The sequence below is a fragment of the Sphingopyxis sp. YF1 genome (assembly GCF_022701295.1).
Classification (GTDB): Bacteria; Pseudomonadota; Alphaproteobacteria; order Sphingomonadales; family Sphingomonadaceae; genus Sphingopyxis.
Window position 1 is genome coordinate 2,696,365 of record NZ_CP033204.1, and the last position, 19,418, is coordinate 2,715,782.

A 19,418-nucleotide genomic window follows, 5' to 3' on the forward strand; every position below is an offset into this window, starting at 1 on the left:
TCAGAAGGGTAGGTCAGTATCTACATGGTGAAGCAACTCACAAGGACGGCAGTTCGGGTATATGGCGCGCTCTCTGCCCTGGGAAATGGCAACGGCAACGTCATGGAGAGCTTACTGCCCTTCTTTGTCCCAATACTGCGGAAGCACGTAGGCGAAAAGCTGAACCCAAATGTTATTGCTGCGGAGGTCCGGGATACCTACAAGTGGAATTTCAACGCCGATCTAGTCGAGGCATTTGCGCCGCTGCTTGAAAGACAAGGGTATCTCGTTGCGGATATTCCAGGAAGGAACGACACAACTTACACCGTCGTCGCTGAAGACGATGGTTCCGATGACGGAACTTCTGTCGGTGTCGAATTAAGAAATATTGCAATTCAATTCAAGGAATTTTCTGAATCATTATCCCCTTTGACAGCAATTCCAAGAGATATTGAGGAATTCGAAGATATACTGGTTGAATGGCTCCTGTATGTCGAGGCTTTCAGCGAGAAAAGTATCGAGTTCACTGTCGGATATAAGCCAGACGAGAATGGCAAGCTCGTTAAAAGGCTTGAAATACCAAGAAATACATCCCTACGCGATGAAGAGCAATTTTTATGCGCTCGATTTGTGCAGCACATGATCATGGAAGATCAGGGCGGTGCAGAAACATTAGCGCGAATCGCTTCAATTGGCTTGATAACTGAAGTTGTTCAAGACTTCATTAGCCCATCTACATCTGTAGATAAAACAAACTTGGCCGTCTATATCGACGCGCCTGTCGCCATGGAGCTTATCGGCGTTTCGGGTGCTGCGGCGAAAGATAACGTTGAGCCCATTATCAACGAGCTCATTCGCATGGGTGCTTCAGTCAGAATATTTGGGCAGAGTATCGAAGAGATTAAACAGAACCTGGGTGCGGTACTCAGAAATCCGCGGCCAACAGGGCCGACTGCACAAGCAATGCTGCGGCGTGAGGTCCTGAAAGAATACGTCATTTCTGCTTCGCAAAATCCAGAAAATATACTGGAGAAATTTGGCGTCCGACCGACATACAGAACTCTCGAACAAACCCCGTCAGAACATAAGTTTTTTACGGAGACTGATAGGCAAAATCTTTATGGTAGACTTAGCTATGCTGAAAATTTTCATGCTCGGGACCATGATGCTGACATCACAACGCTAACCGTCCGCCAGCGGTCCGGCAGGACGTCTTCCGACCTGTTTCAATCGCATGCAGTCATATTAACCAGGAACGGACTGCTAGCGCAAATTGTGCGAAAGCAATTTCAGGAAATGCAAAACGGGGCGACAAACCTTGTGCCCCCGATTGTTCACAGGCGGGCATTTGCCACTGCAATGTGGCTTCGCACCGGCATGGGGGCGGCTGATCTCAATATACCGAAGCGAATGCTTCTCGCAAATTGTGAGAGGGTGCTCGCGATAAGGCCTGGCGTCGTAGAGGCCGTGAAGCGCTTGACCGATGCCATGTCAGATGAGTCGAAGGCGCAGCAACTCGACTTGCTAATCTCGCAGGACCGGAGCGCTCAGGCACTCATGGACAAGACCTTGGGCTTGGCCAACGTAGTGACCGAAGAGAATTTTCCCGCCTTGTGGCAAGAGATGCTTCATCCGCACCTTGAGGAAGAAAGAGAAAAGGGGAAAGCTGCCCTGGCTGCTGAGAAAGCCGCTGCGCGCAAGCATATTGAAGAAGAGCGGCGGAAGTTGCGCGATCTCAAAGAAATTAGCGATAATGAGAAAACAGATTTGATCGCAAAATTGGAGCTCGCTCGATCTGAAGATAAATCCGCTGTTGAGGGCTTGTGCGTCGAGGTAAGTACAAAAATCCGCAGGTGGGGGTCAATTAGATTAATACTCGGAGTTCTGATAGCAGTAGCATTCTCTGTTCCCTTGTTGCTCGAAACGACCCCGCTCGTGCGATGGGTTTCGTTTATTTTTGGCATAGCGATGGCATTTTTGACTGCTACTGGAGGTAGATTGGTGACGCTGGAGACAACCGCCTTCAAAGCGAATTCCATTCTCAATCGTGTCGCGCGTCAACGACAGCTAGATAACAAGGTCGCGCAGTTTGAAGTGACATGGGATGGTTCGCAATTTGCCGTGAGCGACCCACTGGAAGCCGCGTCAGCGACAGAAAGAACAAGTCTTTTTCCCGCTCAATAATAGTTGGTGTTCCACGCATGCGCGAGACCTGCGGCTGTAGTTTGGCTCTCAGTCCAGAGAAACATTGCGCTCTACGAGGTTTCTCAGGCTTGCCGTCGTGATTCTCGTTGATTTGCCCAGTTTCACGACGTCCACTTCACCAGCGGCAATCAGCTCGTAGAGCTTGGTGCGACCGACGCCGATCATGCGCGCAGCGTCATTGACCTTCACGCAGATCGGCTCCACCGGCGGCGGCGCTTTCACTGCGCCGCGCCGTCGTTTCGGTATGCCGCGGGATCATCGATCCAGCGATTGATGGCGGATTCCCTCCAGCCCACGCCATGGATGCTGATCTTCACCTGGGGCGGAAAAGTTCCCTCATCGATCTTGCGATACATGGTGGATCGCGAGAGCCCGGTCCGGGCGAGGACGGTCTTCAGGCGGATGATCTTGTCGGTGCTGGACATGGGACTTGCTTCCATTCGTTGACGTTCATTGGCTGCCCCTGACGCAAGAATTCATCGCGGAAATGCTTGGCGCAAGGCGATTTTCAGAGCCCCACCCCGACATCGCAAACGCGGATAGAATGACTGGAATAAGGATAGGCACGGCTACGGACGGATAGAGAATGTGGCGGACGGAAGCCCAGGCGTGCTCAGTGGGACAAAAATCTCACCATCTTTCCCGCTCCGAAGACCCGTCACCCCAGCGGTCACCGTAAGCGGCGGAGATTTGCGCCATGACTGGCGGGAGTTGCGCGCGAATCAGCCGCAAATGCGCAGCCTGTCGCCACCAGGTTTACCGATAGCCGGAAACGCAAAGCCAGCCTGCGGCTTCTGCCCATTTCATAAACCCGAGCTGCCCCCGCACACTCATTGGTTGCCCATGTGCCGCGTCCTCCGCTACCCATGGCCGACAAGGGGAATACGGTTCAATGGCATCGCAAAGTAATAGCGGCAGTGATCTTGGTTTCGAGGCAGAGCTGTTCAAGGCGGCGGACAAGCTGCGCGGCAATCTGGAGCCCTCGGAATACAAGCACGTCGCCCTTGGCCTGATCTTCCTCAAGTATATCTCCGAGGCGTTCGAGCATCATCGCGCCAAGCTGATGCAGGAAGAGTTCGCCGATCCGGAAGACCCGGAGGAATATCTCGCCTCCAACGTGTTCTGGGTGCCGCCGGAAGCCCGGTGGGAGCATTTGCAGGCCAATGCCAAGCGCCCGCAGATCACCTTTACCGATGTGACCACCGGCAAGGAGCGCGTGGGCGACATCGGCAACCTGATCGACAACGCGATGGACTCCATCGAGCGCGCCAACTCGGCGGTGCTCAAGGATGTGTTGCCCAAGGAGTATGGCCGCCCGCAGCTCGACAAGACGATGCTGGGCGAGCTGATCGACCTGTTTTCCAAGGTCGGAATGCACAGCCCGGACGGCAAATCGAAAGACCTGCTGGGCCGCGCCTATGAGTATTTCATCAGCCAGTTCGCGGGTGCGGAAGGGCGTCGCGGGGGCGAGTTCTTCACCCCCCGTTCCGTCGTTCAGACCATTGTGGAGATGCTGGAGCCGCACAATGGCCGGGTTTACGATCCGGCTTGCGGATCGGGCGGCATGTTCGTGCAGTCCGAGCGGTTTATCGAGAGCCACGAGGGCAAGCGCAGCGACATCGCCATCTATGGGCAGGAGCGCAACCACACCACGTGGAAGCTCTGCAAGATGAACCTTGCCGTGCGCGGCATCGATGCGGACATCAAGTGGAACAACGAAGGCTCGTTCCTGAACGATGCCTTCCCCACGCTGAAGTTCGACTATGCGATGGCCAACCCGCCGTTCAACATTTCGGACTGGTGGCAGCCCCAGCTTGAAGGCGATGTCCGCTGGAAATACGGCACGCCGCCCGCAGGCAATGCCAACTTCGCCTGGCTACAGCACATCATCCACCACCTGGCCCCGCGCGGCACGGCTGGCGTGGTGCTGGCCAACGGATCGATGTCATCCCAGCAATCGGGCGAAGGCGAAATCCGCAAGGCCATGATCGAGGGCGACGTGGTGGATTGCATGGTCGCACTGCCCGGCCAGCTCTTCTATTCCACGCAGATTCCCGCCTGCCTGTGGTTTCTGGCGCGGGACAAGAGCGCGAACGGCCACCGTGACCGGCGCGGCGAAATCCTGTTCATCGATGCCCGCAACCTTGGCCACATGGTGGACCGCACCCGGCGCGAGTTCTCGGAAAAGGACATCGAGACGATCACCGGCGCCTATCACCGCTGGCGGGCCAAGCCCGAGGCGGGACTGGGCGAATATCAGGACATCCCCGGTTTCTGCAAATCGGCAACGCTTGAGGAAGTGCGCAAACACGGCCATGTCCTCACGCCAGGGCGCTATGTCGGGGCGGAGGATGCCGAGGACGACGGCGTGCCGTTCGCCGAACGCTTCGCCGCGCTGACCGCGACCCTGGAAGATCAATTCAACGAAAGTGACCGGCTGACCGCGCTGATCCGCAAGAAGCTGGCAATGGTGGTGCCCGATGCCGATTGATATCTCCCCGCTCGTCAATGCCGTGGCCCGGCTGGAGGAGGGCTATGCGCGTTATATGCAGGACATCACCGACCAGCAGATCAGGGACGGCCTGATCCAGCGGTTCGAGTTCACCTATGACCTCAGCGACAAGATGCTGAAACGGTTTCTGGAGGAAACGTCGGCGACGCCGGAAGCCATCGATCTCTTGTCGTTCCAAGCGCGCATCCGCACGGGCAACGAGCAGGAATTGCTGCTCAACGACTGGAGCCGATGGAAGCTTTACCGCGACATGCGCAACGTCACCTCGCACACTTACGACGAGGCGAAAGCGCTTGAAGTGGTCGAGGGTATCCCCGCCTTCATCGAAGAAGCCCGCTTCCTGCGTGACAAGTTGGCGGAGCGCATCGCGGCAGCATGACCAAGCCTGTCGATCTACGTCCCGATCATGCCGCGATCGTGCAGGAAGTGCTCGCCCAGCATCTGCCTGCCGGGGTTTCCGTGCGTGTCTTCGGCAGCCGCGCGAAATGGACGGCCAAGACTTTTTCCGACCTCGACCTAGCGGTGAAGGGCACGGAGAAGCTTCCCTACAAGGTGATGGTCGAACTGGCGGATGCGTTCGAGGAAAGCGACCTGCCCTTCCGCGTCGATGTTGTCGATTGGCACGCGGTCACGCCCAGCTTTCAGGCCGTGATTGACCGCGATGGCTTGCCACTTCTGCGAGAACGCCAAAGCCGCTGGCCCGTTAGGACACTGGGCGATCTCGTTACGCTTCAGCGCGGCATTGATTTGCCAAACCAGAATCGCAGGCTTGGCAATGTTCCGATCATGGGGTCATTCGGCATCACCGGATATCACGATCAAGCTCGCTGTAAGGGGCCGGGTGTTACTGTCGGGCGTAGCGGAGCGTCAGCTGGTACCGTCTGCTATATTGATCGGGACTATTGGCCACTGAATACATGCCTGTATGTCCGAGATTTCAAAGGCAATGATCCCCGCTTTGCGTTTTACTTTCTTCAGACTTTCAACCTGGCAGGTCTGAATTCTGGCAGTGCGCAGCCCTCGTTGAACCGAAACTACATCCACCCCGTGGAAGCCCGCTTCCCCGACCCGCCGGAACAGCGCGACATCGCATCGGTTCTTGCCGCACTCGACGACAAGATCGAACTCAACCGGCGGATGAACGAGACGCTGGAGCGACAAGCGCAGGCGATCTTCCGGGACTGGTTTGTCGATTTCGGCCCCGTGCGCCGGAAGATGGCGGGGGAGATGGACGCGGTGGCCATCATGGGCGGCCTGACCTCGGACCCCGTCCGCGCAGCCCAGCTCGCCGCCCTCTTCCCGGATGCCTTCGGCGATGATGGCTTGCCGGTGGGGTGGGCGGAGACGGCCATTGGCGACCTTGTGAAGCCGCAAGGAGGATCTACGCCTAGCACAGGCGATGAAACGCTGTGGTCCCCGCCGCGTCACTATTGGGCGACCCCCAAAGACTTGTCGAACATGACCGACCTTGCTCTGTTCGACACTGCCCGCCAGATCAGCGATGCCGGATTGGCCAAAATTACCTCAGGTCTATTGCCTCCCGGTTCAGTGTTGCTGTCGTCGCGTGCACCGATTGGATATCTTGCAATCACTCAGGTGCCGGTTGCCATCAATCAGGGCTTCATCGGCCTTGTTCCCACTGCCGAAGTCGGAAGCAGCTACCTCTATTGTTGGTGCAAGGCCAATATGGACAAGATTGTCGCCAACGCCAACGGTTCGACCTTCCAAGAGATCAGCAAGAAGAACTTTCGCCCAATCACTTCAGCCTTCCCAGCGGATCGACGCTTGATTGCCGAGTTTGGTTTGGTTGCCGATCCGCTGTTCGCCCGCCTGATCGCCGCAGCCATTGAAATCCGCACCCTTACCGAAACCCGCGATTATCTCCTCCCCCGCCTGATGTCCGGCACGGTGCGCGTCGCCCGTGAAAGCGAGGCTGCGTGAGCATCACCGAGGACATCGTCGAGCTGGCGGCCATCGAAACGCTTCAGGAACTGGGCTGGAGCTATCTTCACGGCTCGGTCATCGCGCCCGATGGCTCCGCCCCGGAGCGCCGCTCGTTTGGCGATGTCGTGCTGACCGGCAGGCTGGAAGCAGCGATTGCCCGGATCAACCCGGACGCGCCGGATGCCGCGCGCGCGGAAGCCCTGCGCCGCGTGCTGACCGGCGAATTGCCTTCGCTGGTCGAGGAAAACCGCCGCATCCACAAGCTGCTGACCGAAGGCGTCGATGTCGAATATCGCGCCGACACCGGCAAGACCGCCGCCACCAAAATCTGGCTGATCGATCTTGACCGCCCGGACGCGAACGACTGGCTTGCTGTCAACCAGTTCGTCGTGGTTCAGAACCGCGCCAATCGCCGCCCGGACCTGGTCCTGTTCGTCAACGGCTTGGCCGTGGCCGTGCTGGAATTGAAGAACGCCGCCGCGCAGAACGCGACGATTGCTGACGCTTACAACCAGTTGCAGACCTATCTGCACCAGATCCCCAGCCTGTTCAGCACCAACGCTGTTCTGGTGACTTCGGACGGCATGGAAGCGCGCATCGGCTCCATCACCGCCAATGCAGAACGTTTCATGCCCTGGCGCACGGTGGACGGTGAGGACTTTGCCCACCGGGGCACGCCAGAGCTGGAGACCTTGCTTCGCGGCGTGTTCACCCGCGCCAACCTGCTGGCGCTGATCCGCGATTTCATCGTGTTCGGGGACAAGGGCGAAGGCCCGTTCAAGATCATTGCCGGCTATCACCAGTTCCATGGCGCACAGAAAGCCGTGCGGCAGGCGGTTGAAGCATCGCGGCCCGATGGCGACCGCAAGATCGGCGTGATCTGGCACACCCAGGGTTCAGGCAAGAGCCTGTTGATGGCGTTCTTCGCTGGCCTCGCCGTGAAATCGCAGGCGCTGGAAAACCCGACACTGGTTGTGCTGACCGACCGCAACGACCTGGACGATCAGCTTTACGGCACCTTCGGCCTTTGCCGCGACCTGATCCGCCAGAACCCGGAACAGGCAGACAGCCGCGCAGACCTCAAGCGCCTGCTCGACAAGGCGGCTGGCGGCGTGGTGTTCACCACCGTGCAGAAGTTCTCGCCAGAGAAGGGCGAAGAGAGTTTTCCGCTTCTGTCCAACCGGCGCAACATCATTGTCATCGCCGACGAAGCGCACCGCAGCCAGTATGGCTTCGAGTCAAAGCTGAACCGGGAAACCGGCCTCAGGCGCTATGGTTATGCCCACTATATCCGGCAGGCCATGCCGAACGCCTCGTTCATCGGCTTTACCGGCACGCCGATTGAAGCCGCCGATATCAACACGCCCGCGATCTTCGGCGAATATATCGACATCTACGACATCAGCCGTGCGGTGGAAGACGGGGCCACGGTGCCGATCTTCTATGAAAGCCGCCTCGCCCGGATCGAGCTGGATGATGATGAAAAGCCGCTGATCGACAGCGAGATCGAGGCGCTGGTTGAAGACCAATCGTTGACCGAAGCGGAAAAGCTGAAGGCTAAATGGTCCGCTGTTGAGGCGCTGGTCGGTTCGGAAAAGCGGCTGGCGCAGGTGGCGGAGGACATGGTCGCGCACCTGGAGGCGCGCATCGAGGCGATGAACGGCAAGGCAATGGCCGTTTGCATGAGCCGCCGAATCTGCGTTGCCCTCTATGAGCGGATCGTCGCTTTACGGCCCGAGTGGCATTCGACCGATGATGCCGAGGGCGCGGTCAAGATCGTGATGACCGGATCGGCATCCGACCCGCTCGACTGGCAGCCGCATATCGGATCGAAGAAGCGCCGCGATGACCTCGCCAAGCGTGCCCGCAATCCCGATGATCCGCTTCGCCTGGTGATCGTCTGCGACATGTGGCTGACCGGCTTTGACGCGCCGTGCATGAACACCATGTACATCGACAAGCCGATGCGCGGACACGGACTGATGCAGGCAATCGCCCGCGTGAACCGCGTGTTCAAGGACAAGCCCGGCGGGCTGGTGGTCGATTACATCGGCGTCGCGCAGAACCTGCGTAATGCGCTGAGCCAATACACCGATTCCGACCGCGACAAGACTGGCATCGACGAGTCCGCTGCCGTCGCGGCGATGATGGAACGGTACGAAGCTATCCGCGATCTGTTCCATGGTTTCGACTATCGCCCCGGCATCACAGGGCAGCCGCGCGAACGGCTGATCTGCCTTGGCGGTGCCATCGACTGGGTTCTGAAGTGGCAGGAATCGCAGGCTGCACGGCAGAAGACCGACGAGGACAAGAAGCGCGCTCATCGCCGGTTTCTCGACATGGTGCTGGAATTGTCGAAGGCCTATGCCTTGGCTTCAGCCAGCGACGAAGCCCGCGCCATTCGGGACGAAGTCGGGTTCTTCCAGGCCATCCGGGCGGCACTCGCCAAGACCACTGCAACCGGCAAGATCAGCGAGAAGGACCGCGCCTTTGCCGTGCAGCAGCTCGTGGACCGGGCCGTCGCATCATCCGAGATCATCGACATCCTGAAGGTGGCCGGGCTTCAATCCCCGGACATCTCCATTCTGTCCGACGAATTCCTCATGGAAGTCGGCAAGATGGAGAAAAAGAACCTCGCTCTGGAAGCCCTGAAGAAGCTTCTCAACGGTGAAATCGTCAGCCGTTCCAGGACCAATCTGGTCGAGAGCAAGGCATTCTCGAACCGGCTGGAGGAAGCCGTTGCCCGCTATCACGCCGGGGCCATTTCTGCGGTGGAGATGATCCAGGAACTGATCGAACTCGCCAAGGACATGAAAGCCGCCCGCGCTCGCGGCGAGGAAATGGGCCTCAGCCAGGAAGAAGTCGCGTTCTACATGGCCCTCGCGGAAAACGAGAGCGCGGTTGAAGCCATGGGCAACGAGAAGCTGCGCGTCATTGCCCATGAGCTGCTGGAGCAGTTGCGCAGCAACGTGACCGTCGATTGGCACCAGCGGGAAAGCGCCCGTGCCCGAATGCGCGTGTTGGTGAAGCGTATCCTCAAGAAATATGGCTATCCGCCAGACCTGGCTGACGAGGCGGTTCAGACGGTTCTGGCGCAGGCGGAAATCCTGCTGCGGGAAATCGGGCAGTGAACCTCACTCAGTCGCTTTCCATCTCGAATGCCCGCTTGCCCTTGCGTTTCCACAGCAGCAGTGCCTGTTCCCGCTCCTCGCCGCGCAGCTTGGCCGCGACGGTGAGGAACGCGCCGTAGAGCGTGGCGCGATCATCATCGGCCAGTTCGACCAGCCCGGCCTTCACGACCAGGCCGCCCAGTTCGATCAGTTGCCGGGTGCGTTCGCGTCGCTGGACCTGCCATTCGCGCATGTCGGTTCGCGCCTTTCGTGCCTCAAGCCGATGCCGCGCCGCCGTCAAGCGGGAGAGCGCCATCCGGCTGGCCTTGAGGTCCGCTGCCACGCTTGCGCGCCTTGCTCTGAAAGAAGGCCGCGCCACGCTTGCGCCATGCCTCCTTCCTCTGGGCTTCACTGGTTTCGGCAATGACGAGCAACGCACCGGCCAGCGTTTCCGCATCGGTCGCATCGGCCCCGGTGGCGATCACCAGTTCGCCGAGTTGCTGCACACGGCGTTCCTTCAGTTGCTTCGCCTTGTCGGCAAGCGCCTTCAGTTCCGAATCAATGTCACGGGGTTTGCGCATCGAAGTTCTCCATTGAGAGGTGATGCGCTGATGATAATATCGATGCTCTCCCAATGCTGTAGAGTCGTCGAGACGGCCTGATACTGCATAGTCCCGAGCAGGATTTTATCATGGGAGGGCGCGCTTATACGTCGTGCCGACGTGCGCTTGGTGGCGTAGATGGATTGCCGTCATGGCGATCTTCCACCTCTCCGTCAAAGTCATCAGCCGTTCGAGCGGGCGCAGCGCTGTGGCCGCAGCAGCCTATCGCGGCGGCGAAAGGCTGCACGACGAGCGCCTCGACCGCGACCATGACTTCACCAACAAGGACGGGGTCATCCATTCCGAAGTGCTGTTGCCCGAGGGCGCACCGGGGGAATTCGCCGACAGGGAAAAGCTCTGGAACGCGGTCGAGGCTGCCGAAAAGCGCAAGGATGCGCAGCTGTCCCGCGAGGTTGAATTCGCCATTCCGCGCGAGCTTACCAAGGAACAGGGCATCGAGCTGGCGCGGGAGTTTGCCGAAGCCGAGTTTGTCGAAAAGGGCATGATTGCCGACCTCAATGTCCATTGGGACATTGGCGCTGACGGCCAGCCCAAACCCCATGCCCATGTCATGCTCACCATGCGCGAAGTCGGCAAAGACGGGTTCGGCGCGAAGGTGCGCGACTGGAACAAGGCCGAACTGGTCGAGCAGTGGCGCGAGCGCTGGGCCGATCACGTCAATCAGCGCCTGGCCGAACTCGATATTGACGCACGGATCGATCATCGCAGCCTGGAGGCGCAGGGCATTGCGCTGGAGCCGCAGGACAAGATCGGCCCCGCCGCTTCACGCATGGGAGTGCGCGGGCTGGAGGCCGAACGCATCGAGGAACATCGCGCCGTCGCGCAGCGCAACGGCGAGCGGATCATCGCCAATCCCGCTGTCGCACTGGACGCGATCACGCACCAGCAAGCCACCTTCACCAAGCGCGACCTTGCCATGTTCGTGCATCGGCACAGCGACGGAAAGGAGCAGTTCGACCTGGCCATGGGCGCCGTGCGCGGATCGTCTGACCTGATCGCGCTGGGCAAGGACGGACGCGGCGAAGAGCGGTTCACTTCGCGCCAGATGATCGAGACTGAACAGCGCCTTGGTCGCGCATCGGAATTGCTCGCGGAGCGCGAGCGGCATCAGGTCGAAGATCGTGGCCGGGAAGGCGCGCTGGCGCGCGTGGCGGAGCGCGGCCTTGCGCTTTCCGGCGAGCAGCGCGCGGCGTTCGAGCATGTGACCGATGGGCGCGGCCTCAGCGTCGTTGTCGGCTATGCCGGGACCGGCAAGAGCGCGATGCTGGGCGTAGCGCGCGAGGCATGGGAGAGCGCTGGCTATACCGTTCACGGCGTGGCGCTGTCCGGCATTGCCGCCGAGGGGCTGGAGCACGGTTCGGGCATTGCCTCGCGGACCATTGCCAGCCTTGAGCAGCAGTGGGGCCAGGGCCGCGAAATGCTCACCTCGCGCGACGTGCTGGTGATCGATGAGGCAGGCATGGTCGGCACGCGCCAGATGGAGCGTGTGCTCTCCCATGCAGCCGATGCAGGCGCGAAAGTTGTTCTGGTCGGCGACCCGCAGCAGCTCCAGGCTATCGAAGCCGGGGCCGCCTTCCGCGCAATCCATGAACGCCACGGCGGCGTCGAAATCGCCGAAGTGCGCCGCCAGCATGACGGCTGGCAGCAGGAGGCCACGCGGCATCTCGCTACCGGGCGCACCGGTCTTGCCATTCAGGCCTATGGCGAACGGGGCATGGTCCATGTTGCCGAGACCCGGGAGGCAGCGCGCAGCGAACTGATCGAGCGTTGGGACCGCGACCGGCAGGCCAGTCCTGGCGATACGCGGATCATTCTCACCCACACCAATGACGAGGTGCGCGAACTCAATGACGCGGCGCGCGGAAAGCTGCGCGCCAGTGCCGAGCTGGGCAACGACGTGACCGTCCGCACCGAGCGGGGCGAGCGTCAGTTCGCCAGCGGCGACCGCATTATGTTCCTACGCAATGAGCGGGGCCTGGGCGTCAAGAATGGCACACTCGGCACCGTCGAGCAGGTGACACCGCAAGGCATGGCTGTGCGCACCGACGATGGCCGCAACGTCGCTTTCGAGACCAAGGATTATGCGCACATCGATCACGGCTATGCCGCCACGATCCATAAGGCGCAGGGCATGACGGTGGATCGGGCACACGTGCTGGCCACGCCAGGCATGGATAGCCACGGGGCCTATGTCGCGCTTTCGCGCCATCGTGACGGCGTGGCCCTGCACTATGGCCGCGACGACTTCGCCGATCAGTCGAAACTGGTCCGCACGCTGAGCCGCGAGCGCGGCAAGGATATGGCCAGCGACTACAAGCCCGAGCAAGCATTCGCCGAGCGGCGCGGCATTACCTTCCGCGAGCGGATTGTCGAAATCGCCCGTCAGTTGCCGGAGCGAGCAAAGTCGATCTTCGCCAATTTCCGGCCCCAGGCTCAGAAACTCGAAGCACTGCCAAGCGATCAGGCTGGCCTGTCCGATCAGCGCCGAGCGGTCGAACGCTATGCCCGCGCCGCCGCCGACATCGGGCAGATGCGTGAACAGGGATTGCCGGTCCTCCCGCATCAGCGCGACGCGCTGGAGAAGGCCGGGAAGGCGCTTGATGCGATCCGGCCATATGGCGCCGCCGACCTCGCCAGCGCCTTGCAGCGCCAGCCCTCGCTGGCTCGTGAGGCCGCTGATGGACGCAGCCAGGGCGCGATCCGCGCCATGCAGCTTGAAGCCGAAATCCGCATCGACCCCACACAGCGCGCCGACCGCTTTGTCAGCGACTGGCAGCGCCTTGGGCAGGCACGACAGGCCATGCAGCGCGATGGCGACACCAGGGGCGCGCAGAGGCTCACCAGCCGCATGACGGACATGGCGAAGAGCTTGGAGCGCGACGCGCAAGTCGAGTCCCTGCTGCGCGGTCGCACCCGCGAGCTTGGCATCAAGACAGAACTCGGTCGCGATCTGGCCCGCGACCTAGCCGCTTCCATCACGATGGAACGGAGCCGGTCAATCGGCATGGGCCTGTAGGAGAAGCACGATGGATACCGATGACGTGGACGTGGACCTGAAACTGGACCTTGAGCCGGAACCTGCCCCGCGCGCACCGGATGCCACAGGCGATCCCGCTGCCGAGGCATTTGCCCGCCTTGAAGGGGAGCTGGCCCTCATGCGCCGGGCGGTGCAGCACCTTGCCGCCGAGCGCGCCGACATTGTCATTCCCGACTACGGCACGACCCTGACCGACATGGCCAAGCGAATGGGCGCTATCGGCGAGAGCCTGAAGGGCATGGCTGGTCATCCGGCGATGCAGATGACACCTGACAGCATTGGTAATCGGATCGCCGCCGCAGCAGAATCGGCACGGCGGACAGATCACGACCGGATCAGTCAGGCACGGGACGATTTGCACCATGCAACCCAGGCGATGCGCAGTGTCACCGCCCATGCCCGCACCGCCGCCGAGCAGCGGCAGCAGCTTTACCAGGTGGCGGGCGGAGCATTGCTGGCAGGCATCCTGCTATGGTCTTTCCTTCCCGGCACAATCGCGCGCGCCATGCCCGATAGCTGGCATTGGCCCGAGCGCATGGCCGCACGTATGGTAGGCGCACCCTCACGCTGGGATGCTGGCGCGCGTCTGATGCAGAGTGACAGCGCCGAGGCATGGAGCGCGCTGGCGCAGGCCGCTGACATCCAGCGCGACAACCGTGATGCCATTGACGCTTGCCGAAAGTCTGCCGCAACCTCGCAGCAGCCAGTTCGATGCACAGTCAGGATTCGTGCGGCGCAACAGCCAAAGGGCAGATAATGGGATCAGCCAAGTTGAGTTGGCGTCCCAGCAAGGGCCGACAGCGCTCATTCCAACCCACACAAAATGTGGGAATCAATGTGGGATCACATTTTCAGAAAGTCCACTTTATCGTGTAAAAACAACACGATAAAGTGGTTGACTGGTGCCCAGAAGAGGACTCGAACCTCCACGACCTTGCGATCGCCAGCACCTGAAGCTGGTGCGTCTACCAATTCCGCCATCTGGGCACGGGGTAGGAGCGGGCGCTTAGCGGGGGGTCGGGCGGCTTGTCAACCGCGCCGCCCGTTTCGATGCAACTTTTCTTTCATGCCCACGCATTTGCGCGGGTGAAGCAGCGACGCCCCCTTGCCCGCCGCGGCGCTTCGCGGCATGGGGATCGCCGGACGGCGCCGCACGGCGCGACGGAATCGGAAAAAGATGGGCGCCATGCGACAACTCGACGGACAATTGATCACGGTGCTGGGCGGCGGCGGCTTCGTCGGCCGCTATGTCGTGCAGCGCCTGCTCGCGCTCGGCGCCCGCGTGCGCATTGCCGAACGCGAACCGCGCAAGGCGCTGTTCCTCAAGCCGCTCGGCGGCCTCGGGCAGACGCAGTTCGTCGCCGCCGACGTCCGCGACGCGGCAAGCGTTGCGCGCGCGGTGCAGGGCAGCGACGCAGTGATCAACCTCGCCGGCAGCTTCGACGACATGCAGGCGGTGCAGGCCGAGGGCGCGGGCCATGTCGCGACGGCAGCCCATGCCGCTGGCGTCCCCACCCTCGTCCATATCTCGGCGATCGGCGCCGATGCGAACAGCTCCTCGAACTATGGCCAGAGCAAGAGCGTTGGCGAAAACGCCGTCCACCTGGCCTTCCCCGATCCTGCGATCCTGCGTCCCTCGATAATATTTGGCCGCGAGGACAAGTTCATCAACCGCTTCGCGGGCCTGATCCGTATACTGCCCGTCGTCCCGGTGATCGCGCCGAACACGAAGTTCCAGCCGGTCTACGTCGGCGACGTCGCCGATGCGGTGGTTGCGGCGCTCGACACGTCGGCGGCGGGCCGCACCTTCGAACTCGGCGGACCGCAGGTCCTGTCGATGGGCGAACTCCAGCGCTGGATCGCCCGGGCAACCGGGCGCCAGCCGTTGTTCGTCGACGTGCCCGACGCAGTGGCCGCAGCCTTCGCAACCGGCTTCGGCTGGGCGCCCGGGGCGCCGATCACCAGGGACCAGTGGCTGATGCTCCAGCACGACAATGTCGTCGGCGCGGATGCTGCAGGCCTGGGCGACCTTGGTGTCACGCCGACTTCGCTCGCCGCGGTCGCCGATGGCTGGCTGGTGCAATACCGTCGCCACGGCCGCTTCGCGACGCTCGCATCGCGCTGACCCGGCCGAAGCCGGAAACACCGCCGCGCGATCCGCAGGCGCGCGCGACGGTCGGGGGTCGGCCGATATGCCGGACGCGTGCGACGCGCGGTTCAAATAGCGACTGGCAAAAGCCGCCCCGCCTGCCTAGTCTGGCAGCGGACAAGGGCGTCCGGCTGTCGTCGGATGCCCTTTGCTTTTGACCCTCATCGCAGCCAGGATCCGCATGCCCTCCCTTATGCCCGTCGCCCGCCCGCCCTTCGCAGCCCCCGGCGCGGAGGGTTGATCCGATGAACGAGATCATGACCGCGATCATCCTCGGCATCGTCGAGGGGCTGACCGAATTCCTTCCCGTCTCATCGACGGGGCATTTGATCCTCGCGACCGAATTGCTCGGCTATGACGCATCGCGCTGGGCGATCTTCAACATCGCGATCCAGCCCGGGGCGATCCTCGCGATCGTCGTGCTGTACCGGAAATTATTCTGGGACATGTTCACCGGCTTCTTCCGCCGCGATCCGGTGGCGATTGCGTTCGTGCGCAACCTGCTGCTCGCCTTCGTACCCGCGGTCGCGCTCGGCCTCGCCTTCGGCGACTATATCGAACTGCTGCTCGAAAACGCGGTCGTCGTCGCATGGGCGCTCGTGATCGGCGGCTTCGCGATCCTGCTCGTCGAACGCTTCGCCAAGCCGAAGGAGAGCGGCGGGGTCGCCAACCTGTCGGCGCGGCAGTCGATCTTTGTCGGGCTGGTACAGTGCATCGCGATGATTCCGGGGGTCAGCCGCTCGGGCGCGACGATCATGGGCGCGATGGCGATGGGGGTCGACCGCAAGACCGCCGCCGAGTTCAGCTTCTTCCTCGCGCTGCCGACGCTGAGCGGCGCGACCGCGCTCCAGCTCTTCAAGCATCGCGATGCGATCACGACAGGCGACCTCGGGCTGATCGGCATCGGCGCGCTGGTGTCCTTCATCGTGGCCTGGGCGGTGATCAAGGCGTTTCTCGCCGTCGTCACGCGGTATGGCTTCGCCCCTTTCGCCTGGTACCGAATCATCATCGGCGCCGCGGCGCTGGTGTGGCTCGCCGCCAGATAGGTCCGAAACGGTATTAAATGACGAAAGAATGTTGCGCAGCACCATTCAGGTGGTGATTTGGTGCAGATTTTAGGTCAAGAAAACTGACTTAAATGATGATTTCGCCGTGACAGGCATTTGCAGGACATGCATTTGCCCCTTCCAACGAAGGGGAAACTGCACATGGCCAGCGATCGCATGCTCCGGTTCGTCGAGCGCGACCAACATTATCCCGCCAAGCGCAGCGCCGAAGAGCGCGCGCGCGACTTCCGCGAAATCGCGGAACGCTATGCCGCGCCCGACGCCGACGCGCAGGCGGCGCGCTGTTCGCAGTGCGGCGTCCCCTATTGCTCGGTGCACTGCCCGCTGCACAACCATATCCCCGATTGGCTGCGCCTGACGGCGGAAGGCCGGCTGCGCGAAGCCTATGAACTGAGCAACGCGACCTCGACGATGCCCGAGATCTGCGGCCGCATCTGTCCGCAGGACCGGCTGTGCGAAGGCAATTGCGTGATCGAATTTTCGGGCCACGGCGCGGTGACGATCGGCAGCGTCGAGAAATATATCACCGACACCGCCTGGGCCGAGGGCTGGGTCGAACCGATCCAGGTGGCAGTCCCGACCGGCCAGTCGGTGGGGATCATCGGGGCCGGCCCCGCCGGGCTGACCGCGGCCGAATATCTGCGCACCCAGGGACATGAGGTTCACGTCTATGACCGGCACGATCGCGCGGGCGGGCTGCTGACCTATGGCATCCCGGGCTTCAAGCTCGAAAAGGATGTCGTGATGCGCCGCATCGACCGCCTCGTCGAGGGCGGCATCCATTTCCACCTCCGCTTCGAGGTCGGCAAGGATGCGACGCTCGACCAGCTCCGGCAGAAGCACGACGCGGTGCTGATCGCCACCGGCGTTTACAAGCCGCGCGAGATCAACGTGCCGGGCAACAAGGCCGACGGCGTGGTCGCCGCGCTCGACTATCTCATCGCCTCGAACCGCAAGAGCTTTGGCGACAAGGTCGCCGCATTCGAGGACGGGCGCCTGAATGCAGCGGACAAGCATGTCGTCGTCATCGGCGGCGGCGACACCGCGATGGACTGCGTCCGCACCGCGGTGCGCCAGGGCGCGAAGTCGGTGAAATGCCTCTATCGCCGCGACCGCGACAATATGCCGGGATCGCAGCGCGAAGTCGCCAACGCCGAAGAAGAAGGCGTCGAGTTCGTCTGGCTTTCGGCCCCCGAAAGCTTCACCGCCGACAGGCATGTGAAAGAGGTCGCCGTCGCCGGCATGCGCCTCGGCGCTCCCGACGCCAGCGGCCGGCGCAGCCCCGAGCCCGATCCGGGTCGCAACTTCGACCTGCCCGCCGACATGGTGATCAAGGCATTGGGCTTCGATCCCGAGGAACTGCCGCACCTGTTCGGCGCGCCCGATCTCAGCGTCACGCGCTGGGGCACGCTCCGCGTCGATCACCAGACGATGATGACCAGCCTGAACGGCGTCTTCGCCGCGGGCGACATCGTGCGCGGCGCCAGCCTGGTCGTCTGGGGCATCCGCGACGGCCGCGACGTCAGCGCCCAGATGTCGAAATGGTTGAAAGCGAAAGCCGAAAGCGAAATGAAGGCGGCATGACCAACAGGGAAGGAATCACCACAATGTCGACCTTGAAAACCATGCTCCTCGCCGGCGCGATGGCGTTTGCCCCCGCACAGGCTTTCGCCGCACCGCAGGAAGCCCCGATCGCCGAGGTCGTCACGACTGATGCGGTCACAACCGACGCGCAGGACGAACCGACGAGCGAGGCCGCGATGGCCGAAGCCAAGGCCAAGATGCAGAAGGAAATCGACGAAGCGATCAAGCTGGTCGAGAAGGTCTTCGGCACCGACAAATTGCCCCCGATCGCGCCGGCCCAGCTGGCGCTCGCGGAGACCACGACGGGCGCGCTCGTCCCGCCGGGCAGCCTCGAAAAGATGATCGACAATCTCTACGGCAAGCTGTTCCGCGGCCTGCTGGGCGAACTCGGCGGCATGTCCGACCTCATGCTGTCGATCAAGACCGGTGTCGAAAGCGAGAAAATCGAAGCGCTCGACGCACCGACCAAGGAAGCCATCGCCGACATCTTCGACCCGCACCGCAAGGCGCGCGAAGAAAAGATCATGACTTCCATCAAACCGATCGTCAGCGAGGTGTTGCGCGACTTCGAGGAACCGACCCGCGCCGGCATGGCCCGCGCCTTCGCGCGCAAGTTCAGCGCCGATCAGCTCACCCAGATGAACGCCTTTTTCGCCACGCCCGCGGGCCAGGCCTATGCCAGTGAATGGATGGCGTTGCAGGCCGATCCCGAAGTCATCCTGGCGATCATCAAGTCGGTGCCGCCGATGGCGAACAAGTGGATCGACCGGGTGCCCGAACTCGAAGGCAAGTTCAAGGACGACCTGCCCAAGGAAAAGCAGCTCGGCGACCTCAGCGACGCCGAACTGACGAAGCTTGCCAAGCTGATGAAGGTCGACGTCAAGGTACTGAAGGAACAGCGCGACATGTGGAACAGCGAGACGACCGAGGCGACCGCCGCCGACGACGTCGCCTATGCCGACGCCGCCGCAGCCGAAGCCGGCGATGCGGCCGATGCCGCAGCGGCCGCCGCCGACGCCGCGGCAGCCGACTGGGATCCCGCCTACGAGCGCGACAACTGGTCGGAGGCCGATCGCCAGCGCGTCGAGGAACTCGAAGCCGCGTCGGACGCCGCCGCGACCGCAGCCTATGACGCCCAGCAGGCGGCGATCGAAAACGCCCGCAAGCGCAAACCATCTTCATAAGAGCCTCGGCCGAACCGTCAGGAT

15 protein-coding genes and 1 tRNA gene are annotated in these 19,418 nt (G+C 61.9%); 11 read left to right on the forward strand and 5 right to left on the reverse strand.

Features of this window, described 5'->3' with window-relative positions; genetic code table 11:
• Positions 1–24 precede the first annotated feature (24 nt).
• Positions 25–2,163 carry a hypothetical protein gene (locus tag EAO27_RS13095; RefSeq protein ID WP_242770430.1) on the forward strand — a complete coding sequence of 713 codons (2,139 nt, stop codon included), beginning with the start codon at positions 25–27 and terminating at the stop codon, positions 2,161–2,163.
• 48 nt (positions 2,164–2,211) lie between these two features.
• On the opposite strand, the gene EAO27_RS13100 is transcribed toward EAO27_RS13095, so the two are convergent.
• Both EAO27_RS13100 and EAO27_RS13105 read right to left on the reverse strand, forming a co-directional pair.
• Positions 2,212–2,406 (reverse strand): helix-turn-helix domain-containing protein, encoded by a 195-nt coding sequence (locus EAO27_RS13100; protein WP_278190097.1) that lies wholly within the window; start codon positions 2,404–2,406, stop codon positions 2,212–2,214.
• Complete coding sequence (locus EAO27_RS13105; RefSeq protein WP_242770432.1) at positions 2,403–2,609, reverse strand: AlpA family transcriptional regulator; 207 nt, start codon at positions 2,607–2,609, stop codon at positions 2,403–2,405. Before EAO27_RS13105 ends, EAO27_RS13100 begins: the two co-directional genes overlap by 4 nt.
• A gap of 467 nt (positions 2,610–3,076) precedes the next feature.
• Here EAO27_RS13105 and EAO27_RS13110 point away from each other — a divergent pair, with 467 nt between their 5' ends.
• From EAO27_RS13110 to EAO27_RS13125, 4 genes are read left to right on the forward strand one after another with little or no spacing between them, the layout of a single operon-like run.
• Positions 3,077–4,675 carry a class I SAM-dependent DNA methyltransferase gene (locus EAO27_RS13110; protein ID WP_242770434.1) on the forward strand — a complete coding sequence of 533 codons (1,599 nt, stop codon included), beginning with the start codon at positions 3,077–3,079 and terminating at the stop codon, positions 4,673–4,675.
• Entirely contained in the window at positions 4,665–5,075 is a 411-nt protein-coding gene (locus tag EAO27_RS13115; protein WP_242770436.1) for a nucleotidyltransferase substrate binding protein, read from the forward strand. Before EAO27_RS13110 ends, EAO27_RS13115 begins: the two co-directional genes overlap by 11 nt.
• Positions 5,072–6,637: a restriction endonuclease subunit S gene (locus EAO27_RS13120; RefSeq protein WP_242770438.1), complete on the forward strand. Its 1,566-nt coding sequence runs from the start codon at positions 5,072–5,074 to the stop codon at positions 6,635–6,637. The genes EAO27_RS13115 and EAO27_RS13120 overlap by 4 nt, the downstream gene beginning before the upstream one ends.
• Positions 6,634–9,771, forward strand: a complete 3,138-nt coding sequence (locus EAO27_RS13125) for a type I restriction endonuclease subunit R (protein ID WP_242770440.1) — start codon at positions 6,634–6,636, stop codon at positions 9,769–9,771. Before EAO27_RS13120 ends, EAO27_RS13125 begins: the two co-directional genes overlap by 4 nt.
• A 7-nt stretch (positions 9,772–9,778) precedes the next feature.
• Here the strand turns inward: EAO27_RS13125 and EAO27_RS13130 are convergent, their stop codons facing one another.
• Both EAO27_RS13130 and EAO27_RS13135 read right to left on the reverse strand, forming a co-directional pair.
• Positions 9,779–10,003 (reverse strand): conjugal transfer protein TraD, encoded by a 225-nt coding sequence (locus tag EAO27_RS13130; protein WP_242770442.1) that lies wholly within the window; start codon positions 10,001–10,003, stop codon positions 9,779–9,781.
• Positions 10,004–10,025: 22 nt separating this feature from the next.
• Positions 10,026–10,331: a conjugal transfer protein TraD gene (locus tag EAO27_RS13135; RefSeq protein WP_242770444.1), complete on the reverse strand. Its 306-nt coding sequence runs from the start codon at positions 10,329–10,331 to the stop codon at positions 10,026–10,028.
• Between the two features lie 172 nt (positions 10,332–10,503).
• Here EAO27_RS13135 and traA point away from each other — a divergent pair, with 172 nt between their 5' ends.
• Positions 10,504–13,389 carry a Ti-type conjugative transfer relaxase TraA gene (traA, locus tag EAO27_RS13140; protein WP_242770446.1) on the forward strand — a complete coding sequence of 962 codons (2,886 nt, stop codon included), beginning with the start codon at positions 10,504–10,506 and terminating at the stop codon, positions 13,387–13,389.
• A 10-nt stretch (positions 13,390–13,399) separates the two neighbouring features.
• On the forward strand, positions 13,400–14,167 hold the full coding sequence (locus EAO27_RS13145) for a DUF6118 family protein (protein WP_242770448.1): 768 nt from the start codon (positions 13,400–13,402) through the stop codon (positions 14,165–14,167).
• A gap of 143 nt (positions 14,168–14,310) precedes the next feature.
• On the opposite strand, the gene EAO27_RS13150 is transcribed toward EAO27_RS13145, so the two are convergent.
• A tRNA-Leu gene (locus EAO27_RS13150) sits at positions 14,311–14,397 on the reverse strand.
• A gap of 199 nt (positions 14,398–14,596) precedes the next feature.
• Here EAO27_RS13150 and EAO27_RS13155 point away from each other — a divergent pair.
• The 4 genes from EAO27_RS13155 to EAO27_RS13170 all read left to right on the forward strand — a co-directional run bounded on the left by EAO27_RS13155 (position 14,597) and on the right by EAO27_RS13170 (position 19,394).
• A complete protein-coding gene (locus tag EAO27_RS13155) occupies positions 14,597–15,535 on the forward strand; it encodes a complex I NDUFA9 subunit family protein (RefSeq protein WP_242770450.1) in 939 nt (312 codons plus the stop codon).
• A 269-nt stretch (positions 15,536–15,804) separates the two neighbouring features.
• On the forward strand, positions 15,805–16,605 hold the full coding sequence (locus EAO27_RS13160; RefSeq protein ID WP_242770452.1) for an undecaprenyl-diphosphate phosphatase: 801 nt from the start codon (positions 15,805–15,807) through the stop codon (positions 16,603–16,605).
• Between the two features lie 162 nt (positions 16,606–16,767).
• The gene (locus EAO27_RS13165; RefSeq protein ID WP_242770454.1) at positions 16,768–18,210 is read left to right on the forward strand and encodes an NAD(P)-dependent oxidoreductase; all 1,443 of its coding nucleotides are present in this window, start codon (positions 16,768–16,770) and stop codon (positions 18,208–18,210) included.
• 23 nt (positions 18,211–18,233) lie between these two features.
• Positions 18,234–19,394 carry a DUF2059 domain-containing protein gene (locus EAO27_RS13170; RefSeq protein WP_242770457.1) on the forward strand — a complete coding sequence of 387 codons (1,161 nt, stop codon included), beginning with the start codon at positions 18,234–18,236 and terminating at the stop codon, positions 19,392–19,394.
• Positions 19,395–19,418 lie beyond the last annotated feature (24 nt).